The sequence below is a fragment of the Leeuwenhoekiella sp. CH_XMU1409-2 genome (assembly GCF_037029365.1).
GTDB lineage: Bacteria > Bacteroidota > Bacteroidia > Flavobacteriales > Flavobacteriaceae > Leeuwenhoekiella > Leeuwenhoekiella blandensis.
This window is the reverse complement of the sequence record NZ_JAYMEI010000007.1, coordinates 37318-62835: the sequence shown is the minus strand read 5'-3', so window position 1 is coordinate 62835 and position 25518 is coordinate 37318. Positions and strand designations below refer to the sequence as shown.

Annotated in this window: 23 protein-coding genes; 6 read left to right on the top strand and 17 right to left on the bottom strand. The window is 43.4% G+C overall.

Annotation, left to right across the window (positions count from 1 at the left end):
• Window positions 1–26: 26 nt before the first annotated feature.
• Window positions 27–1133, bottom strand: a complete 1107-nt coding sequence (locus WA338_RS09270; protein ID WP_272987506.1) for an adenylate/guanylate cyclase domain-containing protein — start codon at window positions 1131–1133, stop codon at window positions 27–29.
• A gap of 256 nt (window positions 1134–1389) precedes the next feature.
• On the opposite strand from WA338_RS09270, the gene WA338_RS09265 reads away from it, so the two are divergent.
• On the top strand, window positions 1390–3195 hold the full coding sequence (locus WA338_RS09265; RefSeq protein ID WP_009779470.1) for a family 43 glycosylhydrolase: 1806 nt from the start codon (window positions 1390–1392) through the stop codon (window positions 3193–3195).
• Here the strand turns inward: WA338_RS09265 and WA338_RS09260 are convergent.
• From WA338_RS09260 to WA338_RS09240, 5 genes are all read right to left on the bottom strand, one after another.
• On the bottom strand, window positions 3192–5759 hold the full coding sequence (locus WA338_RS09260; protein ID WP_154648912.1) for a hypothetical protein: 2568 nt from the start codon (window positions 5757–5759) through the stop codon (window positions 3192–3194). The two genes, WA338_RS09265 and WA338_RS09260, sit on opposite strands and share 4 nt — an antisense overlap.
• A gap of 64 nt (window positions 5760–5823) precedes the next feature.
• Window positions 5824–6636, bottom strand: coding sequence for a GLPGLI family protein (locus tag WA338_RS09255; protein ID WP_009779468.1), 813 nt, complete (start codon window positions 6634–6636; stop codon window positions 5824–5826).
• A 10-nt stretch (window positions 6637–6646) separates the two neighbouring features.
• Complete coding sequence (locus WA338_RS09250) at window positions 6647–7465, bottom strand: GLPGLI family protein (protein ID WP_083777982.1); 819 nt, start codon at window positions 7463–7465, stop codon at window positions 6647–6649.
• 31 nt (window positions 7466–7496) lie between these two features.
• On the bottom strand, window positions 7497–8339 hold the full coding sequence (locus WA338_RS09245) for a GLPGLI family protein (RefSeq protein WP_009779466.1): 843 nt from the start codon (window positions 8337–8339) through the stop codon (window positions 7497–7499).
• Between the two features lie 2 nt (window positions 8340–8341).
• Window positions 8342–9175, bottom strand: coding sequence for a GLPGLI family protein (locus WA338_RS09240; RefSeq protein ID WP_083777981.1), 834 nt, complete (start codon window positions 9173–9175; stop codon window positions 8342–8344).
• 231 nt (window positions 9176–9406) lie between these two features.
• Here WA338_RS09240 and WA338_RS09235 point away from each other — a divergent pair, with 231 nt between their 5' ends.
• From WA338_RS09235 to WA338_RS09220, 4 genes are read left to right on the top strand one after another with little or no spacing between them, the layout of a single operon-like run.
• Window positions 9407–9952 (top strand): hypothetical protein, encoded by a 546-nt coding sequence (locus WA338_RS09235; protein ID WP_009779464.1) that lies wholly within the window; start codon window positions 9407–9409, stop codon window positions 9950–9952.
• Window positions 9946–10797: an ABC transporter ATP-binding protein gene (locus WA338_RS09230; protein ID WP_336093146.1), complete on the top strand. Its 852-nt coding sequence runs from the start codon at window positions 9946–9948 to the stop codon at window positions 10795–10797. Before WA338_RS09235 ends, WA338_RS09230 begins: the two co-directional genes overlap by 7 nt.
• Complete coding sequence (locus tag WA338_RS09225) at window positions 10794–11627, top strand: ABC transporter permease (RefSeq protein ID WP_009779462.1); 834 nt, start codon at window positions 10794–10796, stop codon at window positions 11625–11627. Before WA338_RS09230 ends, WA338_RS09225 begins: the two co-directional genes overlap by 4 nt.
• Complete coding sequence (locus tag WA338_RS09220; RefSeq protein ID WP_009779461.1) at window positions 11624–12283, top strand: hypothetical protein; 660 nt, start codon at window positions 11624–11626, stop codon at window positions 12281–12283. Before WA338_RS09225 ends, WA338_RS09220 begins: the two co-directional genes overlap by 4 nt.
• A gap of 1 nt (window position 12284) precedes the next feature.
• Here WA338_RS09220 and WA338_RS09215 read toward each other — a convergent pair whose 3' ends face one another.
• Genes WA338_RS09215 through WA338_RS09205 form a run of 3 tightly spaced genes read right to left on the bottom strand, consistent with a single transcriptional unit; the run spans window position 12285 to window position 15060 of the window.
• Window positions 12285–14246, bottom strand: coding sequence for a heavy metal translocating P-type ATPase (locus WA338_RS09215; RefSeq protein WP_009779460.1), 1962 nt, complete (start codon window positions 14244–14246; stop codon window positions 12285–12287).
• A 41-nt stretch (window positions 14247–14287) separates the two neighbouring features.
• A complete protein-coding gene (locus WA338_RS09210) occupies window positions 14288–14704 on the bottom strand; it encodes a Fur family transcriptional regulator (RefSeq protein WP_009779459.1) in 417 nt (138 codons plus the stop codon).
• Entirely contained in the window at window positions 14701–15060 is a 360-nt protein-coding gene (locus WA338_RS09205) for a winged helix-turn-helix transcriptional regulator (RefSeq protein ID WP_009779458.1), read from the bottom strand. Before WA338_RS09205 ends, WA338_RS09210 begins: the two co-directional genes overlap by 4 nt.
• Window positions 15061–15153: 93 nt before the next feature.
• Here WA338_RS09205 and WA338_RS09200 point away from each other — a divergent pair, with 93 nt between their 5' ends.
• The gene (locus tag WA338_RS09200; RefSeq protein ID WP_272987498.1) at window positions 15154–15786 is read left to right on the top strand and encodes a nitroreductase family protein; all 633 of its coding nucleotides are present in this window, start codon (window positions 15154–15156) and stop codon (window positions 15784–15786) included.
• 121 nt (window positions 15787–15907) lie between these two features.
• On the opposite strand, the gene WA338_RS09195 is transcribed toward WA338_RS09200, so the two are convergent.
• The 8 genes from WA338_RS09195 to WA338_RS09160 all read right to left on the bottom strand — a co-directional run bounded on the left by WA338_RS09195 (window position 15908) and on the right by WA338_RS09160 (window position 25498).
• Window positions 15908–16219 carry a hypothetical protein gene (locus tag WA338_RS09195; protein WP_272987497.1) on the bottom strand — a complete coding sequence of 104 codons (312 nt, stop codon included), beginning with the start codon at window positions 16217–16219 and terminating at the stop codon, window positions 15908–15910.
• A 137-nt stretch (window positions 16220–16356) separates the two neighbouring features.
• Window positions 16357–18096 carry a hypothetical protein gene (locus WA338_RS09190; RefSeq protein ID WP_336093139.1) on the bottom strand — a complete coding sequence of 580 codons (1740 nt, stop codon included), beginning with the start codon at window positions 18094–18096 and terminating at the stop codon, window positions 16357–16359.
• Window positions 18089–20308, bottom strand: coding sequence for a tryptophan-rich sensory protein (locus WA338_RS09185; RefSeq protein WP_336093137.1), 2220 nt, complete (start codon window positions 20306–20308; stop codon window positions 18089–18091). Before WA338_RS09185 ends, WA338_RS09190 begins: the two co-directional genes overlap by 8 nt.
• The gene (locus WA338_RS09180) at window positions 20305–21537 is read right to left on the bottom strand and encodes a BatA domain-containing protein (RefSeq protein WP_336093135.1); all 1233 of its coding nucleotides are present in this window, start codon (window positions 21535–21537) and stop codon (window positions 20305–20307) included. The genes WA338_RS09185 and WA338_RS09180 overlap by 4 nt, the downstream gene beginning before the upstream one ends.
• Window position 21538: 1 nt before the next feature.
• On the bottom strand, window positions 21539–22435 hold the full coding sequence (locus WA338_RS09175) for a DUF58 domain-containing protein (protein WP_336093133.1): 897 nt from the start codon (window positions 22433–22435) through the stop codon (window positions 21539–21541).
• Between the two features lie 6 nt (window positions 22436–22441).
• Window positions 22442–23434, bottom strand: a complete 993-nt coding sequence (locus tag WA338_RS09170; RefSeq protein ID WP_336093131.1) for an AAA family ATPase — start codon at window positions 23432–23434, stop codon at window positions 22442–22444.
• Window positions 23435–23443: 9 nt separating this feature from the next.
• The gene (locus WA338_RS09165; RefSeq protein WP_225599975.1) at window positions 23444–24064 is read right to left on the bottom strand and encodes a DUF4159 domain-containing protein; all 621 of its coding nucleotides are present in this window, start codon (window positions 24062–24064) and stop codon (window positions 23444–23446) included.
• A 117-nt stretch (window positions 24065–24181) separates the two neighbouring features.
• Window positions 24182–25498, bottom strand: coding sequence for a TldD/PmbA family protein (locus tag WA338_RS09160; protein ID WP_336093127.1), 1317 nt, complete (start codon window positions 25496–25498; stop codon window positions 24182–24184).
• Window positions 25499–25518: the final 20 nt, after the last annotated feature.

The following is a 25518-nucleotide window of genomic DNA, read 5'->3' as shown; positions in this document are numbered from 1 at the left end:
GCCTGGGCGTTGGGTGGCTTTAAGGCCTAAGTTAGCGGCTCTTTATTGTTAATCGCAAAAATGCGAATCGGCAAGGTTTTCCCTTTTAAGCTTTGAATGCCAAGGTCGGTTAAGCATAGATTTTCCGGGACTTTAAGTTGGTTAGCAAGGCATTCGGAAATCAAAAAATCCTGTTGTAATTCGGTAGACAAACTCAATATACGTGCTGTGGTATTGAGTACATCTCCGGTAAAAAAGATATCCTTTTTTAACGCTCCTATTTCCCCGGTAGTCACCTGGCCGATATGCAAAGCGGCCTTAAAATCGGGAAGCAGGCCGTATTCCTTCTTAAAGCGGTGTTGTCGTTTTTGCAATGCGGCTTTCATCTCAAAAAAACATTGGAGCGCGTTGTTGTTTTGGAGTCCGCGCTGCAGCTTCCAGGTGATCACGATCTCGTCTCCCACATATTGGTAGACCTCGCCATAATTCCTGATGATGGCCTCCGAAAAACTCTGGTAATAGTCCTTAAGCAATTTAAAGTAGGTCTTGTGCCCGATCTTTTCTGCAATACTGGTAGAGTCTTTCATATCGACAAACATAAACATGCGGTGCTCCACCCTCGGTTTATGATAATGCCCCGTAAAAAAATTGAGCAATACGTGTTGGCCTATATTTTCACTGATCTCGGCATACAGCAGGGATACGATCAAAGAGAAGAGCAACTGCACTGCTGTACTGATATGGGTGATGCTGAAAAAGAACAGCACATAGCGGTCCAATACGTTTTTGCTGAAGATCGATTCCTGTAGCTCAATTGCGGCAGCCAATATAAAGAAGACCAACATAATGCAAAACATCAGGATGGCGTAAAGCAGAAACTTACCGACTAACTTTTGCGGAAAGCTTTTTTTAGCGAAAAGTTTATTGATCAAACGCACTTCGATAAATCCTACCAGGCAGCCAACGGCAAACACACTGATGCTCGCAAAAACGATAATGCGCGGGGTGATGCGTATGGCAGATTCGGGCGTATTTGCTCCGTCTCCCAGCACGGCATATTCACTCCATAAAAAAGCCCATCCAATAAAGAGCCAAATGAGCCCAATGGGTAGAATCCGTTTCAGATGATAGTTGGTTTTTGCTGAAAGGGCCATGCTTTTTAACTAGGCTATTGTTTTATGCTCAGCTAAAATACAGCCTAGGTCTTTAACAGCAAGCAGGTTAGCTCAACTTTTGGTGTGTTGCTTTGGGTTTGATAGGTGTATGGAGCCTGCATACTCCCCTTCTCCGCCCGTCTTCCAAAGAATATACGCTATCTTTACCTTAAAACTTGGGTTGCAGCCCGGGCTTGTTTCGCTATGGGTCTTATGCTCCCTAAGCCCTGTTCTTTTTACCAAGATCAACACTCCTATGAAAAAACTACAGCTACTTCCTATCCTACTCCTCTCGCTCCTTACTTCGTCGAGTTGGGCGCAAGCCGTGATTCCTGAAAGCTATATCAATCCCTTAGATCTTGATTATACCTATATGGTTTACAATTCGAGTAAGAATATTTCGTACCGCTCGGGTGCAGATCCTGCGGTGATCCAATTCCGCGGGGAATACTATCTGTTTGTCACCCGCTCATTTGGCTATTGGCATTCTACCGATCTGGTTAATTGGGAATTCATTAAACCCAAGCAGTGGTTTTTTGAGGGAAGCAACGCCCCTACCGCATTTAATTATAAGGATTCGCTGGTTTATTTTGCCGGAGATCCTGCTGGCTATGGAAGCATTCTATACACCGATAATCCCAAGGAAGGCCTATGGAATCCGGTAGCTTCTATAAGCAATAATATTCAGGATTCTGAATTGTTTATCGACGATGACGGGAAGACCTATTTGTACTGGGGTTCTTCTAATGTGCATCCTATTCGCGTAAAAATGCTGGATAAAGACGATCGTATGCTGGAAACCGGCGTTAAAAAGGACCTCATCAATCTGGATGAGGAAGCCCACGGCTGGGAGCGTTTTGGCGAAAACAACTTTCACCCTACACTTAAAGAAGGCTATATGGAAGGCGCTTCCATGACCAAACACGAGGGTAAGTATTATTTGCAATACGCAGCACCGGGAACGCAATTCAATGTCTATGGAGACGGGGTCTATGTGGGCGAAACGCCGCTAGGTCCGTTTGAATATATGCCCAACAACCCGATGAGTTTTAAACCCGGAGGCTTTACCAACGGAGCGGGCCACGGGATCACAGTAAAGCAAACCAACGGGCAGTACTGGCATTTTGCGACGATGGCGTTGGCTTCTAACTCGCATTGGGAGCGCCGCCTGTGTATGTTTCCAACGTATTTTGATGAAGACGGACTCATGTATTCCAACACCAGCTATGGGGATTATCCGCGTTTTGCACCGAGCCATCCTACCAAAGCCGGTGAACACAACGGCTGGATGTTATTATCGTATAAAGGGAAGGTGACCGTTTCGTCCTCGCAATTGCAAATCACCAAAAGCACGATCACTGATGGAGCTTTTGAAGTCACCGAATTGCCTCAAAAAACCAATGCTGACGGAAGTATTCTTTCTGAAGTATTGACCGATGAAAACCCGAAGTCGTTTTGGGTTGCTGAAGCCAATGATGCTAAACAATGGGTAACGATTAAAATGATTCAACCCGGAAACGTATATGCACTACAGCTGAATTTTCACGATCACGAAAGCGGGATCTATACGCGTGTGGAAGGCTTAAAACATAGATTCATCATTGAAACATCAGAAGATGGTGCAAACTGGCAAACGGTTATCGATCGTTCTAAAAGTTATAAAGACACGCCCAATGCCTATTTGGTACTCAATCAACCGGTAAAAGCTAAGTATGTGCGCTATAGGAATATTGAAGTTCCCGGAAACAATCTCGCGCTTTCTGAAATTCGCGTTTTTGGTACAGGCTATGGTAAAAAGCCGGCTAAGGTAAACGGCTTTGAAGTAGACCGACAAACCGACCGCAGGGATGCGCAACTTACTTGGGACACTGTCAAAAATGCACAAGGCTATAACATCCGTTGGGGTATTGCACCTGATAAACTATATCAGTCGTGGTTGGTTTATGACGAGCACGAACTCTTTATGCGTTGTTTAGACAGGGATCAGACCTATTACTTTTCGATCGAAGCCTTTAATGAAAATGGGATCTCCCCACAAACGCAAGTGATCAAAGTGGATTAAAAGTTAAATGAAACACTTGCCAAAACCTGAGAAGGCCGCAATACATAACGGGTTTGGATGATGTAAAATTCGCTGCTCGACGCATTGATGAAATTTTCAGTATTCAGCATATTATTCCAGCTGAGCTTCAAGTCGATCTTCCTTTTGGTAAAGGTGTATTGATAACTCAGGTTTAAAAAGTAATTACGATTGGCTTCGGTAAGCGAGTTTTTAAAGTATTCGCCACCCAAACTGAAGTATTGATTTTCCCAAGGATAAAAGAACACTTCAGCATTATGCTGCTGCGTGTTGAGTTGCTGCAATTCTGAGTTGTTCAGCTTCGAATTGTAAAACATTAGGCTTCCGGAATACGTCAAACTTAACCAGGCACTCAATTCAGATTCTAAACTTCCATTCAGGTTAAAATTGGTATTCTCATTTTTGACTAAAGTTGCATTGAGCAACTGCTCCCGTTCTGAAATGCTATACGAAGCATTCAGCTTGAGGGAAGTATTAAGTCGGCTCAAATATTTACTAGCTTCAACATTAAATCGGTGGCTATTGGCATAATTATCCCGCACCACCGCTTCGAGAATGCTGGTACCGTTAGGATCTATTTGACTGCCAAAGAGCAAATTATTTTTAGTTTTTCCATAGCTGTAGGAAGCCTTGGCAAAGAGTCGTTTGATCGGGTTTCTATAATTTAAAGACGTCGAATAATTCTGTGTCACTTGCTCCAAAATAGGCGCGTTATAGCGTTGCAAGTTTCGGTAATTGGTGAGAATAAATCCAGGGTACAAGCGCTCGAGTCCGCCAAAGTTATAATCCAGATTTCCTGAGATCGAAAGCTCCCATTTGGCCGCCAGTTTGTGCTGAATATATACCGAAGGTTCAAACACAAAGGCATCAAGCGCTTGCGCGTTGCTTCCTTCTAAGTCAAATGCTTTAAAAGCCACCGGCACGCCTAGTCTGATGTTCCAGGTTTCTGAAGTATTCTTAAAGCGCCAACTTTGCTTGAGGTAAACTTCTGAAGTTTTAAAATCGGTATCATTTTGAAAAGCATTTCCTAATGGGGTATCACTATCATCCAGAACCAAATCACTTGTTAACGACTCCTTCTGAAGCGCTACGCCCAGTTTTAAAGTGGTGGTAAATTTGCCCAGCATTTTGGTCATTCCTGCTGAATTGTCGGTATATAATTTTTTGGATGTGATGTTCTGCAGACTTTCCGCATACGGATTCCCTGCATTTAAAAAGTCTTCAAACTGCCCAGGCCGCACCCGTAAAAATTGATCAGATTCTGAAAAACCGGTATTCGAACTGAAGCGTACCAATTGCTTTCCAAAGGTTTTGTAGAGGTCAAAATTATTCTTAAATCCGTAAAATGGAGTGCTTAAGTGTTGTGCAATCGCTGCATCCGTGCGTTGCAACATTCCCCGCTCAGTATTTCGATAGGTATTAAACTCCAATTGGTTTTTGAGGTAATTCTTTTTGGTGTTTTGTTCCAGCGTAGCCTTGCCTTGAACATTCTTTATAAACAGGCGGTTGTCTAGTACTTCGGAAATCGAAACCGTATCCTGCGGCGTATACAAGGTAGTCTGTGTGCTCCCTTGTTGTTGCTGGTAATCGTTGAGATAGGAAAGATTCAGTTTGAGGTCCAGATCACTTTTCAATCGCTGAATTCCGTTAGCCGAAGCCAAATGCACATTATTGTCGAGCCAGCGGTCTTGAGAAAATGGTGGCGTTGCAGGATTGAGCAAGGAAACCCAATCTGTTTTGGCAATGTCGTAGGTAGAACCTCCTGGATTGAAGCTGAAATCCCGTACCTGATTGGCTACATTTTTCCCGGTGTTGTTGCTTTGATAACTCGCAATAAACTGGCGTTTTTTATTAAAGAGCATCGGGGTTACATTGGCTTCCCACAATAGCGGAGTTGCGCCCAAACCAAGCTTTGCGGTTCCGCTTAGGGTGACGTCGTTTTTTAGTTTGATATTGAGCGAGGCGCGTTCAGAAAATTCCAGACTGTCTAATACTCTTATAGGTTGGTGGTTCTCCAAAATTTCTACTTTAGAAACATCGTCTGCCGCAAGATTTTCATTGGCGAGGCTGTAACGCCCTTCCAATAGGTCTAGCCCTTCGATATAATATTTTTGAATGGGTTTACCCTGATAATAGATTTGTCCGCCCGGCTTGATCGTAATCCCCGGCATCTTCCGTAAAACATCTGCAATGACCCGATCGTTTTTATCCTTAAAGGCTTCTACTGAAAAACTAAGCGTATCGCCACGCCGCTGAATGATTTCTGATTTGACCACCACTTCTTTCAGTTCTTCTGAAGAAGGACGCAGTTGGATCTCGAGCTCCTGAGATTTGCGCTCCAGTATTTTTTTGAAGGTGGTAAGGCCTATATACGAAGCTTTGATAAAGAGTTTTTCCGGAGCATTATCGATACGTATTTTAAAGCTTCCATCGCTTTTAGAGATCGCATAGGCCAGAATCGAGGAAACCGAATCTTTGCTGATGGTAAGGGTCGCCCCGCTTAGGTTTTTATTCGCTTCGTCTTTAACGGTGCCCGTAAGGATCATTTGCGCATTAAGGACCGAAACCCAACACCAAATAAGCACTATCAATCCAAACCTATGCTTCAACCTATTTTAGTTCTAAAGGATTATTTTCTTTACGTAACATCTCGGCAAACGCGTCTCGATAAAATTGATCTACTTCAGGAGTTCCAACAACATTAGGATTATTAGCATAGCCCATAGGATCGCTTCGGTAGCGATGCCAAAGCTTTTCAAGTGCCGGCCTGGTGGTTTTCTCATATTGTTTGAGGTTGAGTCGGTAGGTGATCTTAGGCGAAAGTTTTTCCAGCCCTACAAACTTAAAATCCCAATAGCCTTGTGTATCGGTGATCTCAAGGATCAATCCGGGTAATCCGTTAAACTTATATGGCCCGTCTGAGATGGGGATTTCTGTAGTAAACCAAGCAGTATACTCCCGACCGGCAAACGTGGTTGTCGCCTTTTGTGCGGAGAAGCCTTCAATTGTCTTGGTCTCTTGCGCTATTTGCCAATCAAATTGATGCTTGGATTCTGCATAGACAAAGCGATCTTCCATTTTAGGGATTTTAAGCAGATACAACAAACTGTCCTTTTCTCGTTCTTTAATGATCTCATAATGAAAATGGGGCAACGCATTGCGCGAGGTATGTGCAGAATTCCCTTGTACCACGATCGGGTTGGCGAGGGTTTTTGCCCGACTTAGGTATTTTGAAAAGTCTTCACCTAAGTAAAGAATCATCAGTTCCGCCTTGCGGGAATTGGCATCGGTAGAATCCAGCTGAAAGCTCAGCTTATAGGTAACTTTATATTCCAGTTTTCCTTTGAGTTTGTTTTGACTGAAGCTACTATTCAAAGCAAACAGTATAAAAGTTAGAATCGAGAAGAATTTAAAATTTGACATAGGAAATCCTTTATTGCTTTAGTTCTAATGGATTATTTTCTTTCTCTAACATTTTAGCAAAACTTTCAACATACTTTTTATGAACCTCCGGACTTATGGTAATATTATCAGGTATGCCTCCTCCAAATGTAAATGGATCTTGTCTATACCGATGCCACAGCTTCTCTAGCGCCGGTCTTGTGGTTTTCTCGTATTGTTTGAGGTTGAGTCGGTAGGTGATCTTTGGCGAGAGTTTTTCAAGCCCCACAAATTTAAAATCCCAATAGCCTTGCGTATCGGTGATCTCAAGGATCAAACCCGGCAAACCGTTAAATTTATACGGCCCGTCTGAGATCGGGATTTCTGTAGTAAACCAAGCAGTATACGCCCTACCCGTAAAGCTTGTTATCGCTTTTTGTACAGTGAAGCCTTCAATGGTCTTGGTCTCTTGTTCTATTTGCCAATCAAATTGATGCTTAGATTCTGCATAAACTAAACGATCATCTGATTTATCAATCTTGAGCAGATACAATAAACTGTCCTTATCTCGTTCTTTGATGATCTCATAATGAAAATTGGTCAGTGCATTACGAGAGGTATGAGCAGAGTTCCCTTCTACCACGATTGGGTTGGCGATGGTTTTTGCCCGACTTAAGTATTTGGAAAAATCCTCCCCCAGATACAAAATCATCAATTCTGCCTTGCGGGAGTTGGCATCTGTAGAATCCAGCTGAAAGCTCAAGTTATACGTGACTTTATATTCCAGTTTTCCTTTGAGTTTGTTTTGACTGAAGGTATTCAGAGAAAACATAGTTATTAATATGGTAACTAGAAGTTTAAAATCAATCATATCTACTACATATTTAGTTAAAACTAACGAATTAGTTATTTAAAAGCTCAATAGCATTGTTCTTTTTTTGATGAGAAGCTCTTAAATCCTGTTTTGCCTGTGCGCGGCTTAAGCTGCTATTAGAAAAATCGAGTTTGATTCCAGCCGACTCCATTGCGTCCAAAGGGTCTTGTTCATAATGCTCCTTAATCTGTAGAAAGTCGGCTTTTGTAACACGCTTATAGGTGTTCAAACGTATATTAGGCTGCACCGGTTCTTTAAGCTTTTCAAAACCTTTAAGGCTGAAATGATAGTTTTTTTGCGCGTCATAAATTTCAAGGATGAGGCCGGGTAGCCCGCCAAACTTATACGGTCCGTCACTAAAGGGAAGCGCTGCAGTAAACCAAGCGGTATATTTCCTACCTGCAAAAGTAGTTGTTGCACGTTGCACCGTATACCCTAAATACGCTTTAGTCTCTGTTTGAATCTCCCAAGATTGTAAGGGTAGATTTTCGACATATTTAAATTTATCTTTTACAATTTTTTCAGCATACAGCAGTTGCTGTTTTTTGGTAGACTTAAAGATGATGTAATTGAATGCCGTTTTTGGGATCATCGCTCGTATTCGACTAAACTGCGCCATACTTTTAGTATTTCGATCGAGCGTGGCAAAAAGGGAATCTTTGGTCTGTTGTCCCAAGCTCAAATACCGGGATTGGTTTGGGTTGAGGTATAACAAAACGGTTTCCTCCGCTATCGAAGAAATATCGGTTGAATCCTGCTGAAACGTAAGCCTATAGACCGCTTTATAGTCATATTCAACCTCAGCTTGTTGCTGAGCTCTGATCCCATTGAAACTTAGCAAAAGGGATATTAAAAGGTAGCTATACTTCATAGCTAGTAGATCTCTATAAAATTATTCATCTTGGGCGCTAACTGTTTCCCATATTTGGCATAGTGGTCTTGTTTAGCTTTACCTTCAAGACCTATATGTACCGAAGCACCGTTGCTCCCTACCCAATTATTTAAAAAGCCTATTGGGTCATCATAATACTCCTGTTGCAGCCTTAAGAGTTCCTTTTTAGTGGCTTTTTGCAGCGATTTTGGAGGTGTGTTTACAACCGGATAAAAGGATGTCTTTTCAATTCCGATCATCGTAAACCTATAATCGCCGTCTGTACTTTCAATTTCGAGGATCAATCCCGGTAGTCCGTAAAACTTATACGGTCCGTCTGAGATCGGGATTGCTGCGGCAAACCAAGCTGTGTAGTCTCGTCCTGCAAAGCTTGTTGTGGCCTTTTGCGTGCTAAAGCCTTCAATAGTTTTAGTCTCCTGCCCTATCTGCCAATCAAAATGTACGTCTTCAGCATAATAAAAATTATCAGTTGCGATTTTTTCACAGTGATAAACCAGCTCTTCTAGCGGCTTTTTATAAATCCTATAAGAAAAGTTGGTTTCCCAGGATGCTGCAGCACGTTTATAGGCATCACTGCCTATATCTCCTATCCCAAAATTTCTTCGAGTAGAATCTTTTGAGACCACAGCATTACTAAGAAAATATGAGGTTTTAGCATTTGTAAAGAGCTGAAAATTTTCAGTTTTCAATTGAGCCAGATCGGTACTATCCGGCTTGTAAGTAAGCTGATACGTGATCTTATAATTGGTATCTGCTTGCGGAAAAAGATTAAAACAGAACATGAACATAATGAAGTTTACAATAAAGGTTCGCATAGATATTTTGATTGATGAGGCTACAAGATACTCATTTAAAACTACAAAAATAGTTTTGAAACTACTTTTATAGTATTTATATCAAATTGTACGCACGCTGACCATATTTTTAAGAATACTCTAAAATTGCGCTGTGCACTACTAATCCCTAAAAAATACCGTTAATCCTAAGCCTTTCTTGTTATCAAAACCTGTAAATGCGTATACTTGTAGCACTCAGCCCGTTTATTCATGCACTTTAGTGATTTACCTAAACAACCCAGCACCTTTGTTTCCTATTGGAATGTAAGCAAACTCTTATATGGCGCGTTGTTTTTGTTTATTCTGGAAACGGTTTTTTACTACACTAAATTTGTAGAAGCCTACACCGAAAAAACAATACTTATCATCGCGTTCTGGTTGTGGTGCCTGATGTTTTCTTTCATTCATATTTTTCTGGTGACGATGGATGTCTGGTCGCGTTTTCAAAACTACAAACGCATCAAAGATCACTTGTTTCAGCACGGGTTTACGCCTAAAATCGCAGAACATTACAAAGGCAGTAAATGCCAGCGCATGGCGTTATACGCTGCTGCTAAAGAATTAGGAATGGAAACGGAGATCAAACAGCATTATGCGCAAGCGGGTATAAAATGGTATCACTTTATCCCGCAGTTTATGATTCAGGATCCGTTGTTTCCTTTTAAAAAATACTTTTGGTCCCGTACCTTTTTAGAGAAATATTACGAACCAAAATTTGAATTTAGAAACGCACAAAAAATCACAACGGAATGCTAAATGCGATCAAGCTGAGCAAATCCTATAAATCAGGAAAGGTGCTCGATGCGGTTTCGATCGCTCTTGAACCCGGAAAAATCAGCGGACTCTTAGGTCGCAACGGTGCAGGAAAAACCACCCTGTTTAAAATACTCTGTGGGTTAGTTACGCCAGATTCTGGTGAGGTGCATATTGCTTCAAAACAAGCTAAACCCATTGGGGCGGTGATCGAAGAACCCGGACTCTACACCTACCTCAACGCTTACGAAAACCTCAAACTTTTTGCTCAAATTCAAGCTGCTCCGGCAGATCGCACTTCGCTGGAAAATTATTTAACTCAAGTGGGACTTCCACTAGATCGTAAAGATCCTGTGCGCAACTTTTCGATGGGGATGAAGCAGCGTCTGGCTATTGCGATCGCGTTGCTGAATGCACCGGATATTCTGATTCTTGACGAACCTTTTTCAGGTCTGGATCCTTCGGGAGTGGCTTCGCTTATACAATTGATCAAAACACTTGCGCAACAAAATATCGCAATCTTGGTTTCGTCGCATCTCATGGCCGAGCTTCAAAAGTCCTGCGATTATCTGTATGTGATCGATCAAGGTAAAATCGTTAATGAAGGTCCTACGCAAACCCTGCTCAACGCGCTTATATCGGTATATACACTCACAGGAACTGCTATTGAAAAAGCTCAAAGTCTTCAACCCTATGTGCTGCACGCCGAGACAAACACGATGACCATCAATTGTGAACACGTTCCAATTTCAGCCGTACTCCGAAGCACTTTAGAAGAAGGATATGAGGTACATTCATGTGTTCCCAACATTTCCTTAGAACAACTTATAATTCCGCTTAACGCATGATGATTCCCTTATTAAAAGCTGAATTATTTAAGCTTTTTAGAGAAAGTAAAACCTGGTATGCGGTCGCTGCGGTCTTGCTTATCGAGTTTATCATTCTTATCGCCGCCTACTTTCAAGGGGCAACGATCTTAGAATTATTACTCGACAATCTGCGGCAATCCTTCTATTTTGAAGGAACACTTTTAAACGGAAACTTGCTGCTCTACATCATTCTTAACTCGCTGTGGTTTAATCTACCACTCATCTTAATGATCGTCAGCTCGGCCCTCATCACCGAAGAATATAAAAACGGCACATTAAAAACGCTGATGCTTCAGGCCGTAAGCAAGCGTAAATTAATGCTGGCCAAATATCTTACCTCAGCGATTTTCACATTGTTGATGTTGCTTTTGCTAATGGCGAGTACCTTTGTCCTCGCCTATGGTATTTTTGGTAGCGGTGATCTGGTGGTGTATTTGGGAACGCTCAATTTTTTTCCTGCGGAAGAAGCATTTAAACGCATCCTGATGGCCTTCGCTTCGGGAACTTTGAGTATGCTTTTTTTTACGACGGTTAGTGTTACGCTTGGGATACTGTTGAAAGAACCTGCAAAAACCTGGATCGCCTCAGCCTTCTTTCTTATTTTGAGTTCGCTGCTTTTAAAAGCCGATTTCGGTTTAGGTAGTATGGAACGTTTTTTCTTTGCTAAACTTACCAATTCTTGGCAGCGCTTTTTTGATTACGAATTGCAATTACAGGAGATTCTAATCGATAATATCGCGTTGACTGTGTATACTTTTTTAGTCGCCCTTGGCGGAATGTACCTGTTTACTAAACAAGATGTAGGATGATAAAACCCTTATATTTAATCGCTTTTTTACTGTTCGGTTTGAACTGCAATGCTCAGGAAATTGATGCCGATTTACTCGCTATAAAAGCAAAGATGGACGCTGTGAATACCTTTTCGGCAAAGCTTCAACTAGATCTCGACGCGCCGTTTATCAATATGCCCACTAAACGCGCTACGATGGAATATCAGCGTGGGAAAGACCTCAAATTCTCTAGTGATGACTTTGTGATCTTACCCAAACGCGGTCTTGATTTTACACTTTCTGAATTGTTTGAACATCCGTTTATCACCGTAGATCGCGGGATGCAAACACTTGACGGAACCCCAGTAAAAGTGCTCAATGTGATTCCTACCGGTGAAGACTCAGATATGGCGCTGGCAACCTTGTTTCTGGATACAGAACAGCAACGCATCACTGCCTCCGAGATCACTACCAAAAAGAACGGTACCTATAAACTCAAAATGGAATACGATCGAGCATCGACGGTGTTGCCCAGTTATGTAGAAGTTGCCTTTGCTATCGAAAAGCTTAAAATCCCACTGAATTTTATGGGAAGTGACACAAAAATAGACCGCAAAACCATGCGGAATATGGATACCAAAACCGGCATCTTAAAACTGAAGATCACCGATTACAAGATCGACCTTCAGCCTTAAGCTAGTTCCATTTCATATTTTGTAGGCGGATCGCATTAAGAATCGCGAGAAATGCTACGCCCACATCGGCAAACACCGCTTCCCACATAGTGGCAAGTCCGCCGGCTCCCAGAATTAAAACCGCTGCTTTTACACCAAATGCCAGAGCTATATTCTGCCAAACGATCTTACGGGTAGACCTTCCGATCTGCATGGCTTGCGCCACTTTTGAAGGTTCGTCGTTTTGAATGATCACATCTGCAGTTTCGATGGCCACGTCGCTTCCTAAACCGCCCATAGCGATGCCGACATCTGCCGTTGCCAGGACCGGCGCATCATTGATACCGTCGCCTACAAAGGCTACTTTGGTACTCCCTTGCGCCTGTAATTCCTCCACCTCACGCAGTTTCTCTTCCGGTAAAAGTCCGCCTTTTGCCCACGTGATCCCCAGGCTTTGCGCTATTTGTTGGGTTATGCTGTCCTTATCGCCCGAGAGCATCACGGTTTGTTGCACTCCTGCTTCTTTCAGTTTTTGAATCGCTGTTTTAGCATCTGCCTTCAGCGCATCGGCAACCACGATATAACCGGCAAATTGGTCCTCAATGGCGACGAGCACCAAGGTTTCCGCAATAGCATCGAGGCTTTGCGGAACCTCGATATTATGGTTGTTCAGCAACTCGGCATTTCCGGCAAGCACCGTTTTTCCATTAATGGTTGCTTTCAGTCCCTGTCCGCTGTGCTCCTCAACGTTCTTCACCTCCAGATCTTCTAACTCGACATCGTACTCCTGAATCGCTTTGGCGATGGGGTGGGTCGATTGGGCTTCAATAGCTTTAACATAAGCCATAAACCGGGTTTCGTCCCATCCGTTATGCACTTCGATGGTTTTTATACGGAACACCCCTTGGGTAAGGGTTCCTGTTTTATCGGTGACCAGGATCTTTATTTTGGTCATAGCATCCAGAAAAGAAGCACCTTTGAATAGAATCCCGTTGCGGGAAGCAGCACCCAAACCACCAAAATATCCCAAAGGAATAGAGATCACCAAAGCACAGGGACACGAGATCACGAGGAAGATCAGGGCGCGGTATAACCATTCTTTAAAGACATAATCGGCAACAAAGAAGTAGGGTAAAAAGGTCAAGGCTAAGGCCAAAAAAGCCACCAGAGGTGTGTAAACTTTAGCGAATTTTCGGATGAATAATTCGGTTTTAGACTTTCGCGAAGTGGCATTTTGAACTAACTCCAGAATACGTGCGATCGCACTTTCTTTAAAAACCGCAGTGGTTTGCAGCTCGATCACTTCATCCCTATTGATGCTTCCGGCGTAAACCGCTTCGCCTTGGGTAATGGTATCGGGTTTACTTTCTCCGGTTAAGGCAGCCGTATTCAATGAAGCTTTTGCACTTAATAAGATTCCATCTAAAGGTATTTTTTCACCTTTCCGCACCTGAACCCGCTCCCCTACTTCAACAGCATCTGGAGCAACCGGAGTGAACTTTGCATTGCGATACACCAGGGCTTCGTTGGGCCGTACATCTAACAGTGCCTTGATGTTGCTTTTGGCCTTATCCACCGCAGCATGCTGAAAGAGTTCGCCCACGGCATAAAACAACATTACCGTAACCCCTTCGGGATATTCGCCCAAAATAAAAGCGCCCAGCGTTGCGATGCTCATCAAAAGAAATTCTGTAAATACCGCTCCCTTCTTAATGCTTTCCCAACTGTCTTTAAGCACCGGGATCCCTACCGGAATATAGGCCACGATATACCAAATCAAGCGGAAGCTTTCTTTGAAAAAGGAAGCTTCAAAATGGTCTAGCAGCATTCCTGAAGCCAGCATCAAAAAACTGAACAATCCGGGCGCGTAGGTTTTAAAATCCAACGTATGGTGATGCTGATGTTCTGTAGCGGGTGCTTTGCTGTGTTTGGCGCAGCACGCGTCATCAGCTATATGCGTATGAGGATGTTTATGCTCTTTCATAGTTGCAAGTTCTATAAAAGCAACGTGCAACAGAAGTGCATTTAATAACTGCTACAGGCATCACAAATGCCTTTAACCACCAGATTGGCATCTTCGGCAATAAAGCCTTGTGGTAAATTGATGTGAGGTATTTTATGCTCGGTAAGGCATATGGTTTTGTCACAGGAATTGCAGTGGAAATGCAGATGCAAATCCCGATCGATATCGCAACGGCATCCGGGTTCGCAAAGCGCATATTTAAGCACGCCGGTACCGTCGTCTATCTGATGTACGATCCCTTTTTCTTCAAAGGTCTTTAGGGTGCGATACACCGTGGTACGATCTGCTTTAGTAAACGCCAGTTCGACATCGGTCAAAGCTTGAGCCGCCTCCTTTTCGGCCATAAACTTATAGATCAACATACGCATGGCTGTAGGCCGCACGTCTTTTTGTTTCAGTTTGCTTTCGATCTCGTTCATACGCTGACTTTGTTAAAATCTTCGGTGATCACGGCGCGATGCTTGATGCCCCATTCGGCAATAACATCGGTTAATTCTTTTAACGAAGCACCATAAGGCGTGATCTTATAAAACACGCTTACCGGCTTGGTATCTACCACCGTTCGCTCGATCAACTTATTCATCTCGAGATCTTTGAGCTCTCTGCTGAGCATACGGCCTGAAATACCTTCGACCTCCCGAAGCAATTCAGAGAATCGCATCCCCTGAAAACACAGACAGGCGATGATCGAAACTTTCCATTTGCCGCTCAGCACATCCATAGTATCGTGAATGGCTCTTATTTTCTCCTTACAATTTAAATCTGCTTCACACATAACCCGGTTACTCTAATGTTACTAGCTATTTTGTTACAAAGTTACTTTATGTAACCATGCTTGGCTAATTTTGCTTAAAAATTATATTAGCATATGAGTTTATTAGATGATCTAAAATGGCGCTACGCAGCCAAAAGTATGAATGGTGCTGAAGTACCTCAGGAAAAACTGGATTATATTTTAGAAGCTGCCCGCCTGGCACCTTCTTCTTCGGGATTACAGCCGTATAAAGTATTTGTGATCTCCAATAAGGAATTACTTGAAAAAATTAAGAATGTGGCCTGGAATCAAAGCCAGGTTACCGATTGCTCGCATTTATTGGTTTTTGCTGCGTGGGATGGGTATACCAATGAGCGTGTGAGCGCTGTATTTAATTATACGATGGATCAGCGCGGCTTACCGCACGAAACTATGGATGATTACAAGCAAAACATTATGAGTTTGTACGAACCATTAGGCAAAGCCTGGCAAGCCGATCACGCTGCTAAACAAAGTTATATCTCTTTTGCTATGGCCATTGCTGCTGCTGCAGAACAAAAAGTTGATGCAACGCCTATGGAAGGTTTTGTTCCTGAAGAAGTAGATAAATTATTAGCCTTAGAAGGTTCTGGGTATAAAAGTACCTTGTTGCTTACATTGGGCTATCGCGATGCTGATAATGATTGGTTAGTGAATATGAAAAAAGTGCGAACCCCTAAAGAAGATTTCATCACCGAAATCAAATAAGCATTTCCTCCTAAATAGTACATTGTAAACTGCTACGGGACACGCTCTCGTTGGAAGTCATCCATAAAAAAGTCCGGAATAGTATTCCGGACTTTCTAGTTGGGGGGGGAATCAAAATAGTTTATTTAATTTTTTTAATAGCCGCTATGGTTCCTTGACTTGAAGATGTCTCTGTTTGCGTTTTGGGTTCGTAAGCCACCTCAAATTGCTCCCCTACCGCATCATTATTTTTTAGATTCTTCGTTAGCTCAGAATCACTTTCAAGAACCACGGCTTGATGTGATGCATCTGAAAAGAAATAATATTCTCCTTCATATCCGTCAAAAATAAGTTCTTGTGTATCTTTTATATTTGGGCTTGAGTCTTCTGGAGCGTTCATCGCTACGCTAAATCCCATGGTTATTATTCCTATTATGCTTACTAAAGTCTTCATTTGTTTTTCTTTATACTTCTAATGTACAATGCATTGCAGGTTATCTGCAAAAGATTAAAAGTACTTTAGCATCATATGCTAAGGCTTTCTAAAATTTGGTCCACAGTAGGTGAAATTTTAAGAAATAATAGTAGGGTTTAGCTTCCCAGCTTGGGCTCCAGCCATAAATAGCCCATCGCTAAAACAAACATCACAAAGAAGTATAACGGATTGATTGGGCGTTTTACTAAAAGCTCCTTTAGGTCGGTATCTGCGTTGTTGAAAAAATCCCTATTGGCTTTTGCCCGTGCGCTGGTTTTTATGGTTTGCCAATCTTCTTCTGCAAACACATAATACGCGTGTTCTGAAACCGTTTCTCCTGTGGTAAAGCTTAGGGTAAACCAACCTGTTTCTTCCGGATAAAAAGTAGCAGACCACAACTCTGGGATGTTGGGATGTTGTGCAGCAGGAATGGAATTCCCGTCGGTATCAGTTAGGGTGAATTCAGAAACCGCAGTGCGAAATTTTATGGTGTAGGGTTCGTTAGGTGTACCTATTCCTCCCCGTTCTTCCCAGAAGACCACATCGCTTTCCGGTTTGAGTACCGAGGTTAATAGTGCACTCCATAACCTGTTATACCGCTCCTGATTTCCTTTTAATTGCAAGGCATAGGTATTCGACAATACGGTGGTGCTTACGCTTCCAAATCCTAAGAATCGTTGTCCGGCCAAAATTTGATTTCCCGACTTTAGCGTCGCATTAAAATTGGTTACAGTATTTAAATAGTAGCCAAAGGTTGAAACTGCTGTGCCGTCTTGTAGCTCAACTTCCGTCTGTGCGGTTCGGGTGAACTTAAAATCGATCAAGGGCTGACTGCCATTAAACAGGTCTTCACTAGGCATCACAAACACGCCCAGTCCTTCCTGCGTTACTGCTTCTTTGATACTGTTTTGTTCGTTTCGGGAAAGGGATTGCCAGGCTCCCGCATCGAGAATTAGTAAATCTAAATCCTTCAAACCGGAAGTAGCCAACGCATTAAAAGACTTCCGCTCTTGATTGAAATATTCATACTTGAACCGGCCTTGCGTCAACTGACTGCGCACCAAAACCTGATGGTTCAACTCTGCCAGATAATTCTTTAAGTACTTGAACTCAAAAGACGGAAATGCCGAAAGCATCACAACGTTCAATTGCTTTTCCGGGCTTATGTGTACTGGTAAAGGTTGATTGTTCACCAGAGTTCCCAGCGAATCCTTCTCCGCTACAGTATACACAAAATCTCCCGGGGCTTTTACTGTCGCTTGAAGCGAAAAAACCGTATCTGCTTTAGACGTAAATTTAATCGAATCTAACCCTAAATTTCCCGGGGCTTGCAATACGATTTGATTTCCGCGTTTTGGTTTTGAGTAATGGGCCGTAATGTTTAGTTCTTCTACTTCTGCAAGTTTTTTTGAATAGCTGAGTTTATCGATTCCATCAAGTGATTCCGTTTCTAGAAGCTTTACAGTTCTTCCTTCTAACTGCCACAAATCATAAGGTTTGACCCCACTTCCCAGAATAAAAAGTTGTGAAATCGAATCCAATTCGTCGCGATCAATATAGTCTTGATACACCAACTCTTTTAACTCCGGATTTGTTTCCCGCAAACTATCCAGTTGTACTTCCTGATATCCTGTAGTCAGCAAAACCCCTTGCTTTCCATCCACTGAGGTCAAGCGTGCCGGTTTTAAAGCAATGGCCAGCAATGCCAAAACGGCTACAAATCCTGCTACCAGACGCAACAATAAATTCCCGCTTTTCCGCGGCCATTCTTTCACTACAAAAACAGCCAATAGTATTACCGCAGCAATCAATCCTGGAATCCAATAGGCGCTATGTACAAAGGTAAACTCACTCATCGGCATCCAGATTTTTTACCAGCACGGCATCCAGTTTAGAAAATTTGGCATTTTGGGTTATGGGTTTTACTTCTTCGGCGGGTAAGGCTTTGAGCAATCCATTTTGTAATTCCTTGAAGGTTTTGATATCGGTATCCAGGTTTTGCGAGATCCAATTGAGTTGCTGTAGGGATTCCAGATAATTCCCGGGTTGCTCAATGGCTAAGCTTGCGAGTTGGTTACCTGCTTCTTTAAACAATTGCTGATCTTCCGGAGTTAATTTCACTTGAAGCGCAATCAATTCTTCTATTCTTGAAATGGCTTTTTGAATCGCTTCAAAACGGGCGGCTTGCTCCATATCCTCCTGTTTTGTGGTGCTTGCAACTTCTTTCAGCTCGCCGGTCAGACGTTTATCTTCCTTGATGGGCGGCGGATCAAAACCAATGCGATGCACATAAATACGTGAACTGTTCTTGATTTCCTGAATGAGTTCAAGTGCCTCATTTTGATACAGCAGGGATTTTTCGGGCTCAAACATTCTCAGGTGCAATTCTGCATCCCACATTATGTTGAGCGCCGCGCGCAACTTCTGCTTTAAGGATTTTGCAAACAACGTCGACTCTTCAGGATCGCTATGGTTGTGTACGTATTTTTCCAGCGGATCTTCCTCCTCTGTTTCTTCGCCTTCGTGCTCGTGCTCCTCGTCCACCAGATTATGCTCATTGGAACTGTCGTGCCGATGCGAATATTCTGCAAGCGGGTCACCTTCTTCCTCGCTCAGCACACCGGGATCTTCGGTTTGTGCAGCAAGACCACCTTCGGCTTCATCGCCCATAAATTCGCCATATTTTAGACGCAAACTTTTCTGGTCAAAAGCGAGTTCGTTGCTGGTCGAATTGAATTCCTTGGCACTTAAATTCGGTTTGTCTTTAAGCAGTTTTTTGGTATCGATGATGAGTTGGCGCTGACTTCTAAAATAATCCGGAAGCAGATCGACGCCCATTCCTCCGGCTTCGACATACTCATATTCGGTCGTGTCTTTGATCACCGCAAAATAGGTTTCGCTACGCGCTACATTGGGCTTTGGTATTTTCAAATCCTGCGCGTGCACGTAGAAATATAGTTCGTCACCCGGCTCCATTTTGAGCTGATCCAGATTTAGCTTTTGCGAAAGCGAATGCTGTTTGCTTCCTTTCGCGATAGCGGAATTAAAAGGTATCTGCTCCTCCCGAAACTTCACCGATTCTCCCGAACCGCGGCTCACCGTCGCCACAATATAAGCAGCACCAATACCGTAATCGTCAATGATCTGAGTGTCAAAAGCAATGTTTTTTTCGTCTCCTGGCTCAAAGGAAGTGAACTGATCGAGATTCAAGATATCTACCTGTGGCGGCGCGTCAACCAATGTCTCGATGCTGTGCAAATCGGAAACGTAAGCATTACCCAAGGTATCGACAAAGCGGAAACTGTAAAACCCGGAGGTTGTTAATTGCTGGGTTCTTTGATAGGTTTTGGCGTTGGTTTTCATCGCATACTGCGCCGATTGGCTTTCCATAAAAACAGAATCGACGGGCTGGTCAAACGTCAAGATCCAAGTGATTTGCGAACCTTCAAGCGCTTTGATATCCATTTTCTCGCTTGTGCGTGCAGCAATGCCGGTATATCCTGGATAACGCACAGTGACCGCTTGTTTGATGATTTTAGGCGGAATTCTTTTCGCTTCCGCGGAATCTACTGCGCGGATGAGCATTTCATTTTCCGGTTGGATTGCTTCCTCCTCAAAAAGACTGTCATTTGTATTTAAAACAAAACTCAAAATCAAAGTAGCAACCAGAACTCCAAAAAGCAATAAACCGAATCTTTTAAAATCGATAGGCGGTTTTAAGGCTTTGAGTTCGTTTGTCAATTTCTGCTCGGTACGGTACCGCTGAATCTGACCTAAACTGCTCAATTCTTCTGCAGGTTGAAATACCAGTCCTGCGCTGTATTCCGAATACTGAATGCGTGCATCGATATATGCAAGCACTTTTGAAATCCCCAGCGCCAAAGGTTTGTAAAGCAAAAATCCGATGAGTACTAAGACCATAAATAGCACAATACTCACCACGATGCCTTTGGTCAAAATAAACAACAACACCGCCGGAAGCAACGCCAATAAAAGCACCAACAACCATAGTTGGGTTTGCCAACGCTGTTTGAATTTTAGGACGCTATGTTTTCCTGTATTGCTCATTGTTTTCGAATTCGGGATAACAAACGTTCAACAATCAGGGTGATGAGCAAGGCTAGCCAAAACCAGTGCGTCAGCGGGATGCTTGAAGCTTGATTTAGTTCCTGCTCTTTTGCTGTACGCAAGGGTGTTGCAAATGCATCGGCCAGCACGCGCCGGTCGTATTTTTGAACCATTTCATCCAGTTCGGGATGTAGGTTTAACAATGGCAGCAAGTGTTCTGCAAGATGTTGTTCGACTACATTTTTTCGGGTAAGGTTTTGGGTCATTGAAAAATGGGCGCTGTTTTTTACAATCAAATCAGAAGCGAACGCATCCGGCTGATAATCGAGTAGGGTCCCTGAAAACTCAGGCGTGTCGCTTGGGCTGAGCCAAATCAAAATTCCTTCCTGCGGTATTTCATTCGGAGCACTATCGGTGATCGCGATTGGACGATTTAAATACGTAGATAAAGCTTCAAAACCGGTTTTTAGGAATTTGAGGTCGGTTTGCAGGCTGTCTTCCGCGAATGCGTAAACCTGAAGCCTGTCTACCGCTTGAATCTCGAGATCCGTGTCCAGGTTTTGTACAGCTGCAGCTTCACGAACAGACTTTTTAAAGCGTAGCTGTTGCTTCGTGCTTTTTACCTCAAGCACTTCTATCGAATCTTGTAATTGGGTCAAGGCTACAACCCCTGCTGTGGTTTGAGCGGAATCAATGGTTACCCAATTTACATTTTCGGTAATTTCCGGGCGTTTTCCTTTGAATCTGCTGAGAAGCGTTTGCGAATACACTACCAGACTATCGGCTTTTAATTTCTCAAAATCCTGTACCAGTTGCCAATAGTTGGTCGCAGCGGTTTTCACCGAATCGGCTGCATTATATTCCGGAAAATCTTCTTGAAGTAACTTTACCATTTTGCTTTCCGCCAGACTGTCTATGGAACTTTTGAACGTGTCAATCTTTAATAATTCCGGTTCAACCAGATATACCAAATCCTGATTTTTGCTTTTCGTTTTAGCGAAAGGTTCGGCCAAAATAAACACTAACAAAGCGATCGCCAGCATTCGCAACAGCAGCAACAGCCATTCATTGAGCTGCAGGGTTCTCGTTTGCGCGTTTTCAGATTCTTTGAGGTTGGCAATGCTCCCTATTTTGATGGTTCTGCCCTCGTCTTTGCTCCATAGATGAATGGCTACAGGAACGGTGAGTCCCAGTAATGCCCATAAGTACATCGGATTGGCAAAAAACATATTAAACGAGATTTATGCGTTTTTTGAGGAACAGATTCAGGGTTTCTCCCAGCGGTTCGCCCATCGTAAATACCTGATGGCTGATGCCCTGATTGAGCAACAGTTCTTCCGTTTGTTTGAATTTATTGTGCAAGGTTTCCAGATAGTGCTTCTTGGCCTCCTTTGCTGAAACTTTCAATTTGCTCCCGGTCTCCAGATCTTCAAAAGTCACTGTGCCTTTATAATCAAAATTCATCTCTTCTTTCCCCATAACTTGTAACACCGCTACTTCATTCCGCGACGTTTTCAACGCTTTTATGAATGCTGAAAGTTCGTCGCTATGCTCATACATATCAGTAATAAAAAAGATAAGTTCCTTACGACCACGCTCGTGTAAGCGCTCATTACTTATGGCACTCATCGGCCAGGTTCCGGTGGTTTCTACCGTGAGTAATTCCTGGAGTAAGCGGTTGAAATGCTGTACGCTGGCTTTGGGGTAAATGGTGGTCAAGTGGTTTTCGCTTAACGCAAAAAGCCCCACCTCATCCCCTTGTTGATGCGCGAGGTACGAAAGACTGGCAATTAGAACCCGTGCATAATCCATTTTGGTTAGCTCGCCTTCTTGGTGTGCCATTGAGTTACTTGCGTCGAGAATGAACTTCACCGAAACCTGAGATTCGATCTCCGATTGCTTGATATAATACCTCCCGGAGCGTGCCAGCATTTTCCAGTCGAGCAAGCGCAGATCATCTCCCGGTTCATAGCCGCGGTACTGACTAAATTCCATCCCGCTACCCAAACTTTTACTGCGATTTAAACCTTGCAAATAGCCATCAACAACCACCCGAGCGATCAGGCTGAGCCCTGACACTTCGTGTAAGATTTCCGGTTTGAGGAGTTCTTGATAGTTGGTTTGCATCCCGATTTATAAAATGGTTTCCAATAGTTTTTGAGTCACGGTATCTGTCGTAATGTTTGCAGCCTCTGCCTTAAAATTAACGATCACGCGATGGCGCAACACCGGGAAAGCCACAAACTTCAAATCCTCCGGAGTCACCGATAGCCGGCCTTGCGAAAGCGCTCTGGCTTTTGCGGTTAAGATCATTGCCTGACCGGCACGTGGACCTGCACCCCAACTCACCCATTGTTTGACGTATTCGTCACTCGTCGTTTCAGGGCGGGTTGCTCTGATGATCTTGCTCACTTTGCTTATCAGTTCGTCACTGATGGGAACTTCGCGTACAAGTTGCTGTAAGCGTATGATCTCTTCGCCGCTAAGCACCGACTCTACTTTTGCTTTTTTAGAACTCGTTGTGGCTTTTAAAATCGTGGTTTCCTCTGCTTCGGTTGGATAACCGATGCGGATGTAGAGCAAGAAACGGTCTTGTTGTGCTTCCGGTAAAGGGAAAGTTCCCGATTGTTCGATAGGGTTTTGCGTTGCGAGAATAAAGAAGGGTTTATCCAGTGCGTATGTCTTCCCGGAATAAGTCACCTCAAATTCCTGCATGGCCTCGAGCAAGGCCGCCTGTGTTTTGGGCGGCGTACGGTTGATCTCATCGGCAAGGATGATGTTTGAGAAAATAGGTCCTTTGTTGAACTCAAAGAATTTCTTTCCGGTAGTTTGATCTTCTTCGAGAATTTCGGTTCCTATGATGTCGCTGGGCATCAGATCTGGCGTAAACTGAATGCGTTTAAATTTCAGATCTATGGCTTGTGCCAATGTGCGTATCATCAAGGTTTTTGCCAGCCCGGGAACCCCTTCCAGCAAGGCGTGACCTCCAGCAAGAAAAGTGATCAGCAACTGCTCGACCGTTTCTTCCTGACCGATGATGATCTTACCTATTTCTTGTTTGAGCTGTTTGATTTTCGCCGTAAGGCTCATTACCTCCTGCTCGATTTTTACCAAGTTGTTATCCATACGTTTAAGTTATGAGGTCAGGGCATACATCACAATGTTCACCCCAAATCGTGTATTGTCTATTCTATAAAATCGCTTGTTCCTAAAGTCATAATCCCACTCGCAACCGTAGTCCTTATTGCTGTACAACACCCCGATGCGGCCATTGATCTCAATAGCTTTTAAGTACTCGTGCACCAAGTCATCTCCCCAGCCGTTGAGCTCCTGAGAGGTTGCCGGCGGACCGTCTTCAAATTCAAAGAAGGAAGAATAGAGTTCGTGATCGTTCGGGATTTTTTTGAGTTCGTCAGGGCCAAAAATCTCTTCCATTTGTCGCTCAAAAGATTTTGCAAAGAGTCCGTCGATATCGTGATTGCAATCGTCTGCAAATACAAAACCACCGTTGCGCACATAATTCTCAAAATTCTCGCGTTCTTTGGGTGTAAACTGCACCAGTTTATGTCCCGAGATATAACAAAACGGACATTCAAAAATCGCATCGCTACTTAGCGAGATGATATTTTCGGTGGTACTGATCTTAAGCGTAGTGTATTCCACAAGCGAGTTGAGCAAATTGGAAGGCATACGCTGGTCTACATCCCAGTCGCCCGACTCGTACTGCAATCGTGTGAAGAAAAATTCGGTATTCAATGGGAGTTTAAGGGGTTTGCTATTTTCATTTTTGGCGAAAGCCAAACTTCAATCTTTTTTAAAGGAAAAGAAAAACTGGCTACTTAAGAAGTAACCAGTTTCTAGTTGCTTTTTTGTTTAAACCGCGTCTGAAAGACTGGTAAACGTAAAGTCTCTGACCTTCATATACGGAAGGAGATTTCCATTAACGCGTACCTGTTTGCCCAAGGCCTCAAGGTTGTTGAGCATAATGATCGGACTCTCGTTAAATCGGAAATTCTTCACCGGATATTTGATCTGTCCGTTTTCAATATAAAAAGTTCCGTCGCGGGTTAGTCCTGTAAACAAGAGGGTTTGCGGGTCAACCGAGCGAATATACCAAAAACGCGTCACTAAGATTCCGCGTTTTGTGCTTTTGATCATTTCGTCAAAAGAGGTATCGCCACCTTCCATAATCATATTAGCAGCAAAAGGTACCGGCTCAACACCTTGCTGTGATGCCCAATAGCGATCGTAAGCAAGATTTTTTACGACTCCGTTTTCTATCCATTGTGTTTTTTTGCGTGGTAAACCATCGCCGCTCCAGGTAGAAGCAGGTACGTCAGGATGCAATGGATCTGACCAAATGTTCACGCGCTCGTCAACAATTTTCTCTCCCAATTTTGTTCCTCCACCTTCTTTAGACATAAAGCTTCGGCCTTCATCAGCAGTACGTGCGTTGAACGCGCCACGGAATCTACCTAAAAGATCACTTGCTGCAGCAGGTTCTAAGATCACGGTATATCGCCCCGGCTCGATCGCTCTCGCCTCGCGCGACATCACCGCTTTATCTATTGCGATCGCCGATGCTTCTTCTGCATCAAACTTGGTAATATCGTTATAATCTCGCGTCACCCAACCCGATCCGGTACCATCATTGGTACGCATCGTCACCGTAAAATCAACATTGGTCGATTTGTTGTAAGCGAACAGTCCGTTTGAATTGAGCATCGCGCTAAAGCCAGCGCCATCGTCTAAAAACCCGGCAGCCGTTACATCCTGCTCAGCGGCAGGTTTAATGCTGTTTGCAGCCACCTCTGCACGATATTCTGGAGTTACGTTTGCCGTAGCTTCTACATAGGTAATCGATTTGTCATAGGTTTGTGGCCCTAGAGGTTCCATATATTCGGGGTTCTCCGGTGAAAGCTGTGCCAATTCTTCTGAGCGACGCACTACTTTTTCCAGAGACTCATCGTCAAATTCGTCTATGGTTGCCGTTCCTGATTTCTTTCCGAAACTAGAAACCACAGCCAAGCTTTGATTAGACTGGTGGCCGGCGGTAGAAACGGTATTACGCGCATAGCGAATGTTGCCGCTCTCGCTTCCGCCAAGATTCATTACGCACGCATCAGCCTTAGAAAAGCTCATCGCCTTCTCTAAGATCTCACGTGCTTCTTGTTCTGTATATATTGCCATTGTACTTTGTATTAGTTGTT